Origin of the sequence: Lewinella sp. LCG006 (genome assembly GCF_040784935.1) — a bacterium.
Taxonomy (GTDB): domain Bacteria; phylum Bacteroidota; class Bacteroidia; order Chitinophagales; family Saprospiraceae; genus Lewinella.
On the sequence record NZ_CP160680.1, the window covers coordinates 3,384,073 to 3,401,417 of the forward strand.

3 protein-coding genes are annotated in these 17,345 nt (G+C 51.7%); all 3 read left to right on the forward strand.

What is annotated here, in order from left to right:
* Positions 1 to 72: 72 nt before the first annotated feature.
* The gene (locus AB0L18_RS12145; protein ID WP_367392860.1) at positions 73 to 10,422 is read left to right on the forward strand and encodes a hypothetical protein; all 10,350 of its coding nucleotides are present in this window, start codon (positions 73 to 75) and stop codon (positions 10,420 to 10,422) included.
* A gap of 61 nt (positions 10,423 to 10,483) precedes the next feature.
* Positions 10,484 to 11,392 carry a T9SS type A sorting domain-containing protein gene (locus tag AB0L18_RS12150; RefSeq protein ID WP_367390401.1) on the forward strand — a complete coding sequence of 303 codons (909 nt, stop codon included), beginning with the start codon at positions 10,484 to 10,486 and terminating at the stop codon, positions 11,390 to 11,392.
* Positions 11,393 to 11,422: 30 nt separating this feature from the next.
* A complete protein-coding gene (locus AB0L18_RS12155; protein ID WP_367392861.1) occupies positions 11,423 to 17,050 on the forward strand; it encodes a hypothetical protein in 5,628 nt (1,875 codons plus the stop codon).
* The last annotated feature ends 295 nt before the right edge of the window (positions 17,051 to 17,345 follow it).

Sequence of the window (17,345 nt, forward strand, 5' to 3'; positions counted from 1 at the left end):
CAGGGGGCGAGGAAATAAGAGTACCACTTCTGTTATTTCCTCGCCATTTTCACTTGATTAAAATTACAAACCATGAAGTTTCATTACAGTGCGATCAGTATTGTATTTCTTTGGTTACTTTCCTTTTCCTCCCTTTGGGGGCAGAATGAAGTTACCTATGGTTTTATCCAGGATCCGAATGATCCTTTGGATATTACCGCGGTTGCTTATCCGAATTTCACTTCGAATAACGTAACCATTTCTACAGCTGTTTTCAGCTTTATTTTGCCAGAGGGTACTGTTACCGATCCGGCTATTCCTCCTTTACCTGGTTCAGGACCTTTTATCAATATTACAGGTTCCTGGACTGCACAGCTGTTAACGGAGGATCTTTACGATATGTTTGCGGGAACAACGAATGGCTTCGGCGGCTATGATGTATATCAGGTTGTTTTGCAAAACTCACCATCTCCTAACGCAACTTCGGGAGCTCCAATTGAGCTTTTCTCTTTTAGATTACCGAATGACTGTATGAGCGGCAACGTAGAAGTGCTCACCAATGATGGTTCTATTCAACAAGGGGTTTTTGCAGTTTTTGGTGCGAATTTCAATAACCAAATGTCGATTAGTGTAGATGACGCACCTTCTATGGATATTTATGCAGGAAATAATCCTGCTTCTTTCTCTTTACCTTGTATGCTATTAACCGCAGAGATCGCGATCATCAAGAGCGGCACGTTCCAGGATGAGAGTGGTGATGGCTTTGCCCAAGTAGGGGAGACAATCACCTATGCCTTTACAGTAACCAACACAGGTAATTCACTGCTAACCAATGTGACGGTCACGGATCCACTGGTAACGGTGATGGGTGGCCCACTGGCGAGCTTGGCCATAGGCGCGAGTGATGCAACGACGTTCACCGCGAGTTATGTATTGACCCAAGCAGATATTGATGCTGGTGGTGTTACGAACCAGGCTACGGCTACGGGTACAGACCCCAACGGCGATCCGGTCACGGACCTTTCGGATGATAACAGTCCATTAGAAGACGAGCCAACAGTAACTCCTTTACCCATCAACCCTTCAATAGCAATCATCAAGAGCGGCACATTCCAGGATGAGAGTGGCGACGGTTTTGCGCAAGTAGGCGAGACGATCACCTACGCGTTCACGGTGACGAACACGGGCAACGTCACCCTGACCAACGTCACGGTCACGGACCCACTGGTCACAGTGAGTGGCGGCCCACTGGCAACCTTGGCTGTTGGCGCAAGTGACGCAACGACGTTCACCGCGAGCTACGTATTGACGCAAGCAGACATAGATGCCGGCGGTGTTACGAACCAGGCTACGGCTACAGGTACAGACCCGAATGGCAATCCGGTCACGGACATCTCCGATGACAACGATAATTTCGAGGACGATCCAACGGTTACCCCGCTGCCGATCAACCCTTCAATAGCAATCATCAAGAGCGGCACATTCCAGGATACGAATGGCGACGGTTTCGCGCAAGTTGGCGAGACAATCACCTACGCGTTCACAGTGACGAACACGGGCAACGTCACCCTGACCAACGTCACGGTCACGGACCCACTGGTCACAGTGAGTGGCGGCCCATTGGCAACCTTGGCAGTTGGCGCGAGTGACGCAACGACGTTCACCGCGAGCTACGTATTGACGCAAGCAGACATAGATGCCGGCGGTGTTACGAACCAGGCTACGGCTACAGGTACGGACCCGAATGGCAATCCGGTCACGGACATCTCCGATGACAACGATAATTTCGAAGACGATCCAACGGTGACGCCGCTGCCGATCAACCCTTCAATAGCAATCATCAAGAGCGGTACGTTCCAGGATACGAATGGCGATGGCTTTGCCCAAGTAGGTGAGACGATCACCTATGCGTTCACGGTGACGAACACGGGCAACGTCACCCTGACCAACGTCACGGTCACGGACCCGCTGGTAACCGTGATGGGTGGCCCACTGGCAACTCTAGCAGTTGGCGCAAGTGACGCAACGACATTCACCGCGAGCTACGTATTGACCCAAGCGGACATAGATGCCGGCGGTGTTACGAACCAGGCTACGGCTACAGGTACGGACCCTGACGGTAATCCTACCACGGACATCTCAGATGACAACGATAATTTCGAGGACGATCCAACGGTTACCCCGCTGCCGATCAACCCAGCGATAGCAATCATCAAGAGCGGTACGTTCCAGGATACGAATGGCGACGGTTTCGCGCAAGTAGGTGAGACGATCACCTACGCGTTCACAGTGACGAACACGGGCAACGTCACCTTGACCAACGTCACGGTCACGGACCCGCTGGTCACTGTTAGTGGCGGCCCGTTGGCAACTCTAGCAGTTGGCGCGAGTGACGCAACGACGTTCACCGCGAGCTACGTATTGACGCAAGCAGACATAGATGCCGGCGGTGTTACGAACCAGGCTACGGCTACAGGTACAGATCCGAATGGCAATCCGGTCACGGACATCTCCGATGACAACGATAATTTCGAGGACGATCCAACGGTTACCCCGCTTCCGATCAACCCAGCGATTGCAATCATCAAGAGCGGCACGTTCCAGGATACGAATGGCGACGGCTTTGCGCAAGTAGGCGAGACAATTACCTACGCGTTCACGGTGACGAACACGGGCAACGTAACCTTGACCAACGTCACGGTCACGGATCCGCTGGTCACAGTGAGTGGCGGCCCACTGGCGACTCTAGCAGTTGGCGCAAGTGACGCAATGACGTTCACCGCGAGCTACGTATTGACCCAAGCAGACATAGATGCCGGTGGTGTTACGAACCAGGCTACGGCTACAGGTACGGACCCGAACGGCAATCCGGTCACGGATATCTCCGATGACAACGATAATTTCGAAGACGATCCAACGGTTACCCCGCTGCCGATCAACCCTTCAATAGCAATCATCAAGAGCGGCACGTTCCAGGATGAGAGTGGCGACGGTTTCGCGCAAGTAGGCGAGACGATCACCTACGCGTTCACGGTGACGAATACGGGCAACGTCACCTTAACCAACGTCACGGTCACTGATCCACTGGTAACGGTGAGTGGCGGCCCGTTGGCAACTCTAGCAGTTGGCGCGAGTGACGCAACGACGTTCACCGCGAGCTACGTATTGACGCAAGCAGACATAGATGCCGGCGGTGTTACGAACCAGGCTACGGCTACAGGTACGGACCCGAACGGCAATCCGGTCACGGACATCTCCGATGACAACGATAATTTCGAAGACGATCCAACGGTTACCCCGCTGCCGATCAACCCAGCGATTGCAATCATCAAGAGCGGCACATTCCAGGATACGAATGGCGACGGCTTTGCGCAAGTAGGTGAGACGATCACCTACGCATTTACGGTGACGAATACGGGCAACGTCACCCTGACCAACGTCACGGTTACGGATCCGCTGGTCACAGTGAGTGGCGGCCCACTGGCGACTCTAGCAGTTGGCGCAAGTGACGCAACGACGTTCACCGCGAGCTACGTATTGACGCAAGCAGACATAGATGCCGGCGGTGTTACGAACCAGGCTACGGCTACAGGTACGGACCCGAATGGCAATCCGGTCACGGACATCTCCGATGACAACGATAATTTCGAAGACGATCCAACGGTGACGCCGCTGCCGATCAACCCAGCGATAGCAATCATCAAGAGTGGTACGTTCCAGGATGAGAGTGGCGACGGCTTTGCGCAAGTAGGTGAGACGATCACCTACGCGTTCACGGTGACGAATACGGGCAACGTAACCCTGACCAACGTCACGGTCACGGACCCACTGGTCACAGTGAGTGGCGGTCCATTGGCAACCTTGGCAGTTGGCGCAAGTGACGCAACGACGTTCACCGCGAGCTACGTATTGACGCAAGCAGACATAGATGTCGGCGGTGTTACGAACCAGGCTACGGCTACAGGTACGGATCCGAACGGCAATCCTACGACGGATGTGTCTGATGACAACGATAATTTCGAAGACGATCCAACGGTTACCCCGCTGCCGATCAACCCTTCAATAGCAATCATCAAGAGCGGTACGTTCCAGGATACGAATGGCGATGGCTTTGCCCAAGTAGGTGAGACGATCACCTACGCGTTCACGGTGACGAATACGGGCAACGTAACCCTGACCAACGTCACGGTCACGGACCCGCTGGTCACAGTGAGTGGCGGTCCATTGGCAACCTTGGCAGTTGGCGCAAGTGACGCAACGACGTTCACCGCGAGCTACGTATTGACGCAAGCAGACATAGATGCCGGCGGTGTTACGAACCAGGCTACGGCTACAGGTACGGATCCGAATGGCAATCCGGTCACGGACATCTCCGATGACAACGATAATTTCGAGGACGATCCAACGGTTACCCCGCTGCCGATCAACCCTTCAATAGCAATCATCAAGAGCGGCACATTCCAGGATACGAATGGCGACGGTTTTGCGCAAGTAGGTGAGACGATCACCTACGCGTTCACAGTGACGAACACGGGCAACGTCACCTTGACCAACGTCACGGTCACTGACCCACTGGTCACAGTGAGTGGCGGCCCACTGGCAACTCTAGCAGTTGGCGCAAGTGACGCAACGACGTTCACCGCGAGTTACGTATTGACGCAAGCAGACATAGATGCAGGTGGTGTTACGAACCAGGCTACGGCTACAGGTACGGACCCGAACGGCAATCCTACGACGGATGTGTCTGATGACAACGATAATTTCGAAGACGATCCAACGGTGACGCCGCTGCCGATCAACCCAGCGATAGCAATCATCAAGAGCGGTACGTTCCAGGATGAGAGTGGCGACGGTTTCGCGCAAGTTGGAGAGACGATCACCTACGCGTTCACGGTGACGAACACGGGCAACGTAACCCTGACCAACGTCACGGTCACGGACCCACTGGTCACAGTGAGTGGTGGTCCATTGGCAACCTTGGCTGTTGGCGCAAGTGACGCAACGACATTCACCGCGAGCTACGTATTGACCCAAGCAGACATAGATGCCGGCGGTGTTACGAACCAGGCTACGGCTACAGGTACCGACCCGAATGGCAATCCTACCACGGATGTGTCTGATGACGATGATAACTTCGAGGACGATCCAACGGTTACCCCGCTGCCGATCAACCCTTCAATTGCAATCATCAAGAGCGGTACGTTCCAGGATGAGAGTGGCGACGGTTTTGCACAAGTAGGTGAGACGATTACCTACGCGTTCACGGTGACCAATACGGGCAACGTAACGTTGACAAATGTTACGGTAACCGACCCACTGGTAACAGTGAGTGGCGGGCCAATTCCAACCTTAGCAGTTGGCGCGAGCGACAACACGACGTTCACTGCGAGCTACGTGATTACACAAGCGGACATTGATGCTGGAGGTGTTACGAACCAGGCTTTGGCTACGGGTACGGACCCTAACGGCGATCCTACGACGGATGTGTCTGATGACAATGATAATTTCGAAGACGATCCCACGGTTACGCCGCTGCCGATCAATCCTTCGATCGCGATCATCAAGAGCGGCACGTTCCAGGATGAGAGTGGCGATGGCTTTGCGCAAGTAGGCGAGACGATCACCTATGCGTTCACGGTGACGAACACGGGCAACGTCACCCTGACCAACGTCACGGTCACGGACCCGCTGGTAACCGTGATGGGTGGCCCACTGGCAACTCTAGCAGTTGGCGCAAGTGACGCAACGACATTCACCGCGAGCTACGTATTGACCCAAGCGGACATAGATGCCGGCGGTGTTACGAACCAGGCTACGGCTACAGGTACGGACCCTGACGGTAATCCTACCACGGACATCTCAGATGACAACGATAATTTCGAGGACGATCCAACGGTTACCCCGCTGCCGATCAACCCAGCGATAGCAATCATCAAGAGCGGTACGTTCCAGGATGAGAGTGGCGACGGTTTCGCGCAAGTAGGCGAGACGATAACCTATGCGTTCACGGTGACGAACACGGGCAACGTAACCCTGACCAACGTCACGGTCACGGACCCACTGGTCACAGTGAGTGGCGGCCCACTGGCAACTCTAGCAGTTGGCGCAAGTGACGCAACGACGTTCACCGCGAGCTACGTATTGATGCAAGCAGACATAGATGCCGGCGGTGTTACGAACCAGGCTACGGCTACAGGTACAGATCCGAACGGCAATCCTACGACGGATGTGTCTGATGACAACGATAATTTCGAGGACGATCCAACGGTAACTTCTCTCCCTCAGAATCCTGAAATAGCGATTATTAAGAGTGGAGTATTCGAAGACGAGAGTGGTGACGGCGTCCCACAAGTAGGAGAGACCATCACCTATACGTTCACGGTAATCAATACGGGCAACGTAACCTTGACCAATGTTACGGTTACGGACCCACTGGTCATGGTGATGGGTGGGCCACTGGCAACTCTAGCGGTAGGTGCGAGTGACGCTACGACGTTTACTGCGAGCTACGTGATTATGCAAGCGGACATAGATGCCGGCGGTGTTACGAACCAGGCGTTGGCTACGGGTACGGATCCGAATGGTAATCCGGTAACTGACCTTTCGGACGATAATAGTCCTTTTGAAGACGATCCTACAGTGACATTGCTTCAGGATCCAAGTATTGCAATCATCAAGAGCGGTATGTTCCAGGATGAGAGCGGTGATGGCTTCGCACAGGTAGGCGAGACGATCACTTACGCGTTCACGGTGACGAACACGGGCAACGTCACCTTGACCAACGTTACGGTCACGGACCCACTGGTCACAGTGATGGGTGGTCCTTTAGCGAGCTTGGGAGCAGGTGCTGTTGACAACACGACGTTTACTGCGAGCTACGTATTGACGCAAGCAGACATAGATGCCGGCGGTGTTACGAACCAGGCCACGGCTACGGGTACGGATCCATTAGGCGATCCAGTCACGGACATTTCCGATGACAATGATAATTTCGAAGACGATCCAACGGTTACTCCGTTGCCGATCAACCCTTCAATAGCAATCATCAAGAGCGGTACGTTCCAGGATGAGAGTGGTGATGGCTTTGCACAAGTAGGCGAGACGATCACCTATGCGTTCACCGTGACGAATACGGGCAATGTCACTTTGACCAACGTCACGGTCACCGACCCACTGGTCACCGTGATGGGTGGCCCACTGGCGAGCTTAGCGGTAGGTGCGAGCGATAACACGACGTTCACCGCTTCTTATGTGATTACTCAAGCGGACATAGATGCTGGTAGTGTTACGAACCAGGCTACGGCCACGGGTACGGACCCGAACGGCAATCCTACCACGGATGTGTCTGATGACAATGACAACTTGGAAGATGATCCGACCGTGACGTCTCTCCCTCAGAACCCAGCAATTGCGATCATCAAGAGCGGTACGTTCCAGGATGAGAGTGGTGATGGCTTCGCACAAGTAGGCGAGACGATCACCTACGCGTTCACGGTGACGAACACGGGCAACGTCACCTTGACCAACATCACGGTAACCGACCCACTGGTAACCGTGATGGGTGGCCCACTGGCGAGCTTAGCGGTAGGTGCGAGTGATAACACGACGTTCACCGCTTCTTATGTGATAACACAGGCGGACATAGATGCCGGCGGTGTTACGAACCAAGCTACGGCTACAGGTACGGACCCTGACGGTAATCCTACCACGGATGTGTCTGATGACGATGATAACTTCGAGGACGATCCAACGGTTACCCCGCTGCCGATCAACCCTTCAATTGCAATCATCAAGAGCGGCACATTCCAGGATGAGAGTGGTGATGGTTTTGCGCAAGTAGGGGAGACGATTACCTACGCGTTCACGGTGACGAACACGGGCAACGTGACCCTGACCAACGTCACGGTCACTGACCCACTGGTAACCGTGATGGGTGGCCCATTGGCGAGCTTAGCGGTAGGTGCGAGTGATAACACGACGTTCACAGCTTCTTATGTGATAACACAGGCGGACATAGATGCCGGTAGTGTTACGAACCAGGCTACGGCCACGGGTACGGACCCGAACGGCAATCCTACCACGGATGTGTCTGACGACAATGACAACTTGGAAGATGATCCGACCGTGACGTCTCTCCCTCAGAGCCCATCAATAGCAATCATCAAGAGCGGCACGTTCCAGGATGAGAGTGGTGATGGCTTCGCACAAGTAGGCGAGACGATCACCTATGCGTTCACCGTGACGAACACGGGCAACGTGACCTTGACCAACGTCACGGTCACTGACCCACTGGTAACCGTGATGGGTGGCCCACTGGCGAGCTTAGCGGTAGGTGCGAGTGATAACACGACGTTCACAGCTTCTTATGTGATTACCCAAGCGGACATAGATGCTGGTAGTGTTACGAACCAGGCTACGGCTACGGGTACGGACCCTGACGGTAATCCTACCACGGATGTGTCAGATGACAATGACAACTTGGAAGATGATCCGACCGTGACGTCTCTCCCCCAGAACCCAGCGATTGCGATCATCAAGAGCGGCACATTCCAGGATGAGAGTGGCGACGGTTTTGCACAAGTAGGGGAGACGATCACCTACGCGTTCACGGTGACGAATACGGGCAACGTAACCCTGACCAACATCACGGTAACCGACCCACTGGTCACAGTCATGGGTGGCCCACTGGCAACCTTAGCGGTAGGCGCGAGTGATAACACGACGTTCACCGCTTCTTATGTGATAACCCAAGCAGACATAGATGCCGGTGGTGTTACGAACCAGGCTACGGCTACGGGTACCGACCCTGACGGTAATCCTACCACGGACATCTCCGATGACAATGATAATTTCGAGGACGATCCAACGGTGACCCCGCTGCCGATCAACCCTTCAATTGCAATCATCAAGAGCGGCACATTCCAGGATGAGAGTGGCGACGGCCTTGCGCAAGTAGGTGAGACGATCACCTACGCGTTCACGGTGACGAACACGGGCAACGTAACCCTGACCAACGTCACAGTCACGGACCCACTGGTCACAGTGGTGGGTGGCCCATTGGCAACCTTGGCGGTAGGTGCGAGTGACGCTACGACGTTCACAGCTTCTTATGTGATAACACAGGCGGACATAGATGCCGGTGGTGTTACGAACCAGGCCACGGCTACGGGTACGGACCCGAACGGCAATCCTACCACGGATGTGTCTGATGACAATGACAATTTCGAGGACGATCCAACGGTGACGCCGCTGCCGATCAACCCAGCGATTGCAATCATCAAGAGCGGCACGTTCCAGGATGAGAGTGGTGATGGTTTTGCGCAAGTAGGGGAGACGATCACCTACGCGTTCACGGTGACGAATACGGGCAACGTAACCCTGACCAACGTCACGGTCACTGACCCACTGGTCACAGTCATGGGTGGCCCACTGGCAACCTTGGCGGTAGGTGCGAGTGACAACACGACGTTCACCGCGAGCTACGTGATTACTCAAGCGGATATAGATGCCGGTGGTGTTACGAACCAGGCTTTGGCTACGGGTACCGACCCCAACGGTGATCCAGTAACAGATTTGTCTGATGACAACGATAACTTCGAGGACGACCCGACGGTGACGATCTTGATACCAGAACCATTGGTTAAGCTATTGCCACGCGTAATGTTACAAGGTGCTCTTCTTGGTTCTCCTGACAACCTGATGCGTGATGATTTGAGACAGGACGGTGTGATTCCTACTACGGAGCCTTACACTGCGCTTGGTTTCACCCATGTGAATGGTGGCGGAGAAACGATTAGTAACCCTGGGGTAGTATTTGCTGATTACGGCGCTAATTCAATTGTTGATTGGGTTTTTGTTGAGCTCAGAAGCGCAGTAGATCCTACGGAAGTAGTTGATACTCGCTCCGGGTTAGTGCAGCGGGATGGAGATATTGTGGAGGTAGACGGCGTTAGCCCGCTGTGTTTCACCCAATCTTCTCTGGGCAGCTACTACGTAGCGGTACGGCACCGCAACCACCTGGGAACGATGAGTGCTGATCCGATTGCAATGTCGCCCACGGCAACGGTAGTTGATTTTGTTAACCTCGCTACTGAATTGTGGGAAAACACCCCTGCATTTGATGGCTTGGAGCAGATTACGGTCAATGGTCAGTACGCCTTATGGGCGGGCAACACCAATGCCAATCGCTCGGTTATTTATGCTGGTCAGGCCAACGATAAAGATCCGATTTTCAACGAGATTGATCAGGCCACTGCTAACTTCTTGCGCCTTCAAACTTTCATTTTGCCAGGCTACAATCTTGGCGATGTTAACCTGAGTGGTGAGACGATTTTCGCTGGGCAGAACAATGATGTAGATCCGATTTTCAATAATGTTGATGGTCATCCCCGCAACTTTATTCGACTGCAGACTTTCGTAATACCTGAGCAATTACCACAATAATTTGATTTACTAATAAGGGGAAGCTGACTTTAGTCGGGTTCCCCATTTTATGATAAATGACATGAAATACTTAAAGCAAAAATATCTTTTGTTTTTGTTGCTGTGCCTTTCTCAAGGACTGGTTACGGGGCTTTTCGCACAGTCGATTCGTTATGGTTTTGTACAGGATACGGAAAACCCATTGCGTATCACGGCGGTAGCTATCCCGAATTTTTCCTCGGACAATGTGACCATGGTGACGGCAGTTTTTTCCTTTTCAATACCGTCTGAAGTAGCGATTACCCCTTCCATCGAGGTGGTTCCTGCTGCTGGAGCTTTTGTGGATCATAATGGCAGCTGGTCAGCTCAAAAGCTCACTCCGCAGGTGTTTAACAGCGTTGGGCTGAACGGGCAAGCCTTACAAGGTAATGATGTTTACCAGGTCGTATTAAGAAGCTCTCCGGAGTTCAATAACATCGTTGAGGGGGAAGGAATTCCTCTGTTTTCCTTTACCCTGGTTGACGACTGCTACGAGGGAAATATTGAGGTGCTGACCAACGATGGTTTGATCAGAGGGGTAGTGCTGCAAAACCTGGGCGCTAATTTTAACAATCAAATGTCTGTAAGCATTGCGGATGAACCGGCGGTAGATATTTACGACGAAAAAGATCCTTTCAGTGCTCAAATAGCTTGTCCCTTGCTGCTTGTGTCGACGAACGAATACCAAGCGATAGCACCTAAGCTCAGGGTACAGCCAAACCCTGCAACAACTTCTACGACCGTAGTAATTACGTCTAATATTAGTGCTGAGGGAGAACTCATTCTCTATGATGTAAGACAACGCGAGGTACTTCGGCAAAAGACTCATTTTATTCCCGGAATAAACACCCTGGAGCTAGATCTATCACAACTTCCTGCGGGGAGTTACCTCCTGACCAGTAAAGCTGAAGACTTACTACTCAAAGCGAAACTGGTAAAAATCGATAATTGATAATTTAATCTCATGTATAAAAAGACGAAAATGAAACGACCATTACTTTTTTTACTGCTCCTGTTGAGCTTGGTTTTTACCGGCTCGATACATGGGCAAGGAATCACCTACGGGTTTCAACAAAGTGCGGGAGAACCACAGGTGATCACCGCTTTGGCTTACCCTGATTTTTCCTCTACTGACGTGACGATCTCTACGGCAGTCTTTACATTTCTTTTACCGGAAGGTACGGTGACCAATCCTTCGATAAGTCCAGCCCCTGCGGTGGGCTCATTTGTGGATATTACCGGACTGTGGGGAGCACAGCTGGTGGATCCTGCGACTTACGATATGCTGGGATTTGATGAAGCCGACCTGCAAGGAAACGACGTTTACCAGGTAGTGCTACAGAATTCACCGATACTGAACAATGTAGTCAATGGTACACCGATTCCTCTTTTTTCCTTTGAACTGCCAGAAGGTTGTAATGGAGGAAATATTCAGGTCTTGATCAATGACAGCGCGATCCAGCAAGCTATCTTCAACAATCTGGGTGCGAACTTCAATAACCAAATGTCCATGAGCATTGATAATGCTCCTAGTGAAGATATTTACGAAGACAATAATCCGGATAGCTTTATCATTCCCTGTGATTGTGACGATCCTATTGAAGTAGGCTGTATTGCTGATGTCAACGTAACCCTGGGAGCTCAATGCACAGCTACCATTGTAGCACCAATGGTAATCACTGGAAATTATGCCTGTGCCGATGAAGTGATTGTGACGGTAGATGGCGGTAACTCTAATGTGATCACTGGTTGTGGTGAGCACACGTACATGGTAGAAATTTATGTAGAAGGCGAACTGGTTTACACCTGCTGGGGCAACATCTTCGCCGAAGACAAAACCAATCCAGTAGTTACTTGCCCAGCGAACACAAGCACCGTAACGCAGGACTACGCTGCTCACCAAGCAAGCGGTAACCTCAATGCTGGCGATGCAACCTTGAACTTCAACAACTACAGCTGTTTGAACCAGGGCTTCCTGGCTGACGGTGTGCACAACTATGACGTAGTAACTTTCACTACGCCAGACTTTGCTATTCCTGTTGACGTATACACGATCCTGATGGAATCTGCTTGGGGAGATGGAAGCATGTTCCTTTTCCAGGGTGGTTTCGATCCTACAGCACCATGTGAGAACCTCATCGGTTCCTCTGACGATGCTTTCGTACCTGGTGGAAATGTTTTCGATCCAGCACTACGTTTGAGCCTGCCTTTGTTGCCTAACACGACCTATACCTTGGTATTGACCAATTGGTTGACGACGCAGTTTGGTAACTGGACGGTAAGCATCTATTCTGATAACAACACGGGTGTTTCTGGTCCAGAATTTACCCCTGTAAATATTACCGATACCCGTGATTTGGTATGTGAGGATATCGACTTCATCCGCTTCCAGACGCCTCAGTCATGGATTGCTAGTGCAGCTGGTGTATTGGACTTCACTGCTACACGTAACACCTTCTTCGGAGGTAGCACTGCAGCGTTGAACGCTTTCATCGCGAAAGTAGGTTTGACTGGTTTCCCTGTAGTTGGCGACAACTGTGGTCCGGTGAAAGTAACCCTTTCTGATGCAGTAAGCTCTGCTGGTGATTGTGGTGATGTAACGCTGACGCGTACCTTCACGGTCTCAGACCGTTACGACGGTGCCTGTGTTGGTGCTCCTCGCGTAGTAGCATGTACACAGACGATTACCTTCCGTAAGCCAACGATTGGCGACTTGGTATTCCCACCATTTGTAGCTCCTTTGGAGTGTGATGAGAACTTCGCTGTTGATGCGAATGGCAACCCTCATCCATCTGCATCTGGCTACCCTTGGATTCGTACGGCATTTGGTTTCTACGACCTTGATCAGACTTACTGTAACATCGGTGCATCTTACTCTGATGAGCCACGTATCACTGTTTGTGAAGGTACTTACAAGCTCCGTCGTGAGTGGAACATCATCGACTGGTGTAACCCAGGTGGATCTGGTACCTTGAACCAATTGATCAAAGTATTTGATGCTACTGGTCCAGTTATTTCTGGTATTCCTAACGTAATCAACGTATCTACGTCACCATTCAGCTGTTTGGCGAACGTAGCGATTCCATGTCCTACCCTTACTGACGGCAACGGATGTTCAAGCGTAGCTGGCACGACTTACACGGTATTGGCTTTCGGCGAATCATTCTTCGCTGGTGGTGACTTGTGTGACGGAGATGTAGTATCAGCACCAATTGGTGAGCACATCCTGATCATCTGTGCCGAAGATGCTTGTGGTAACGAAACTTGTGAAGAATACACGGTAGTGGTTACCGACGACATCGAGCCAACAGCTTCTTGTAACGACGACATCAACGTATCCATCGGTGGTGGTGATGTAGCCAACGGTATCGAAGGTATCGCGCGCCTCTTCGCTGCGGATGTTGACGAAGGTTCTAACGACAACTGTGGTGAAGTAACCTTGGAAGTACGTCGTAACTACTGGCGCAACAACACTTGTGATGCAAGTGCCAGCCGCTGGAGCCCATGGGGCGACTTTGTAGACTTCTACTGCTGTGATATCGACAACGAAATCACTATCGAACTACGGGTAACCGACGAAGCTGGCAACACCAACATTTGCTGGCAGGTTGTTACTCCAGAAGATAAATTGAACCCATTCTGCTACGCACCAGCACCAGTCACCTTGACTTGTTCTGATCTGCCATTGGCTTTCCCTGGTGATATTGCTACGGCTTACGACGAAGACTTTGCTGCTACTTCTACCATGATGAGCGCGATCTTCGGCGGTGCTACCGGTACAGACAACTGTGCGGTGGATACCATCGTAGAGCGTACGCCAAACTTGCAGGTTAACGATTGTGGTTGGGGAACCATCACGCGTCGTTTCGAAGCTTGGCAATTGCGCCCAGAGGGCGATGCTAACGGCAACGGAGCTATCGACATCAACGAAGTATACCGTTCGACGAACAGCTGTAGCCAGCTGATCACGATCACGGAAGTACACGACTTCACGATCGACTTCCCAGAAGATGCTGACGCTGATTGTGGTGATCCTGATGTACCAACGATCATTACGACCACTGTAGGTTGTGATGTATTGAGCGTAAACATTGGTGAGCCAGTGATCTTCTCTGCTACGGGTGATGAGTGCTACAAGTTCTCGATCACTTACGATGTAATCAACTGGTGTGTTTGGGATGGTGAGTACGAAGGACTTGTTCTTCCTCGCATGACCGAAGACGACGGTGAGGCACTTCCTGTAGACCGTGCGGTAGAAGGCAACGAGCGCCCAGTAGTACGGGTGGTGAGTGGCTTTGGCCCAGTAGACAACAACTGTGATGGTGTAGCTGATGCTCAGCAAGGCATCCAGTACAGCGTAGTGATCGATCGCCGCCACAATGACCGTGACGGAGATTCTGACATCGCTGATGTGATCTATGACAACATCCCAGGCAACACTCCTGGTTGTATTCCTGCTGACCAGTTTGGTCGTCGCAACTACGGTCGCTACATCTACACGCAATTTGTGAAAGTGTACGACTCTACCGCACCAGTGGTAGCAGTGGGAGAGTACGGTGGCCCAACGGCTAACTGCCCTAACCTGCTTCCTGGCCAGTTTGGTGATGATGATGGTAACTGTGAAGAAGCAGTAAGCATTCCGTTCAGTGTATCTGACGAGTGTGAATTGTTTGACGGAGCAGGTAACCTGGTGGTAAGCATCGTATCTGCTGAGCTTGATGCTTTCGCCGTAGACGCTAACGGCGACGGCGACATCAAGTCGAACGAATTCGTAGCTGATCAGAACGTACTATCCTTGATCACCGACAACGGTGACGGCACTTACGTATTCGCAGGTACCTTCCCAATCATTACCAACGCGATGGGAGACAATGTCTACCACGCAGTACGCGTATTGTTTGAGGACGGTTGTGGTAACCAGACCAGCGAGACCATCGTGTTCGATGTGATCGACTGCAAAGGACCAGCACCAGTATGTATCAACGGCTTGACCGTGACCCTGATGCCTCAGGAAGAAGGTGGTTGTGCAATGGCTATCTGGGCTTCTGACTTCGAAGGTTCACCAATCAGTGACTGTACTGGTCAAGGACCAGAACTGTTCGGTGGTCTACCTCGCGTGACGAAGTACGCTATCTACCGTGCAGCTGACGTAGAAGCTGATCCTAACTTCGTACCAAGCCCAGATGATACTGGATTGGTATTGACCGATCAAGATGATCCTACAACGGTTGTCTACGTATACGCTTTCGACGAAGATGGCAACTACGACTACTGTGAGACTTATGTACTGGTACAGCAGCACGTTGACTGTGGCGCTGGAACAGGCACCCTGTCAGGTGTGATTGCTACGGAAAGCAACGAGACAGTAGAAGGTGTAGAGGTGAGCATCAACGGCGGTATGTCTGCCATGATGGTAACCAATGCCGACGGTACGTACAACTTCAGCAACCTGGCTTTAGGAGGTGACTATACGGTTACTCCTTACCTGAACGCCAACCCACTGAATGGTGTGTCTACCTTTGACCTGGTACTGATGAGCAAGCACATCCTTGGCGTACAGCCATTGGATAGCCCTTACAAGCGGATCGCAGCGGACATCAACCGTTCAAACACGATCACGACGCTGGATATGATCCAGTTGCGTAAGTTGATCTTGAACATTGATACGCAGTTTGCTAACAACACGAGCTGGCGCTTTGTGGATGCAGCCTACAGTTTCCCTACACCAACTAATCCTTGGGAGGAAGTCTTCCCCGAGTTGATCAATGAGAACAACCTGGCGGGTGACGTACTTGATGCGGACTTCGTGGGTGTGAAGATCGGTGATGTGAACGGATCAGCGCAAGCCAATGCCTTGGCGGGCGATGATCGTACGTTGAACGGTACGTTCCACCTGAGGGCAGAAGACATCGACCTGAAAGCGGGCAATACCTACACCGTAGCCGTGACAGCGGAGAACCTCAAGCAGATCGAAGGCTACCAGGGTACGCTGCAACTGAACGGTGTAGAACTGGTGGACATCGAATACGGACAGGCACAAGCCGAAAACTTCGGCCTGCGTTATGTTGCGGAAGGCTCCATCACCATGAGCTGGAACCACGACGGCGGCGGTACCACAACCGATGTCCTGTTCAGTCTGGTACTACGAGCAAGTGAAGACCGGCCCCTGCGCGAAGCCCTGAGTATTTCTAGCCGTTACACGGCTGCGGAGGCCTACCCCTCTGTCCTCGCGGACATCTCCCCTGAGAGGGGAGAACAGGTGCTTGGTTTAGGGGTGGTGTTTAACAGCGGAGAAGTTATTGCTGCAGGTTTTGAACTGTTCCAGAACACGCCAAACCCATTCGCGGTAGAAACCTTAATCGGTTTCAGCCTGCCTGACCGGCAGGCAGGCCTGCCAGCGGATGCGGGTAGAGACGGATTGACATCCGTCTCGGTAACGATCAGCGACGCTAGTGGTCGCGTACTGAATGTAGTACGTGGTGATTACGCCGCTGGTTACAATACAATCAATGTGACCAAGGAGATGATCCAAGGTGCAACGGGTGTATTGACTTACACGGTAACTGCCGGTGAGTTCACTGCAACTAAGAAGATGATTGTAGTGGATTAAAACACTATGACTATTGATGATAATTAAGATGAAAAGATGATGAAAGGATTGTGTCTACTTATAGAATCCCCCTTTTATAAGGCACAGCCTTAATCATCAATTGTATCATGTGATAGTTTTTTATACGATGGCTAGGCCGTAAAGGCTTAGCCATTATTTTAACCTCTATGATGAATAAACTCAATACACACAACGAAGAATCCGCTTCTAAAAAGTTATGTGGGATAAGGGCCACCAACTAGAGTTGTTCTATGGCGATAAGTTTTGCTGCAAGTGAAACTTTCATCCTGAGCTT

What these genes read in the sequence shown, in the direction of transcription:
- AB0L18_RS12145 (WP_367392860.1), top strand. Translation starts at nt 73, where the DNA reads ATGAAGTTTCATTACAGTGCGATCAGTATTGTATTTCTTTGGTTACTT.
- AB0L18_RS12150 (WP_367390401.1), top strand. Translation starts at nt 10,484, where the DNA reads ATGAAATACTTAAAGCAAAAATATCTTTTGTTTTTGTTGCTGTGCCTT.
- AB0L18_RS12155 (WP_367392861.1), top strand. Translation starts at nt 11,423, where the DNA reads ATGAAACGACCATTACTTTTTTTACTGCTCCTGTTGAGCTTGGTTTTT.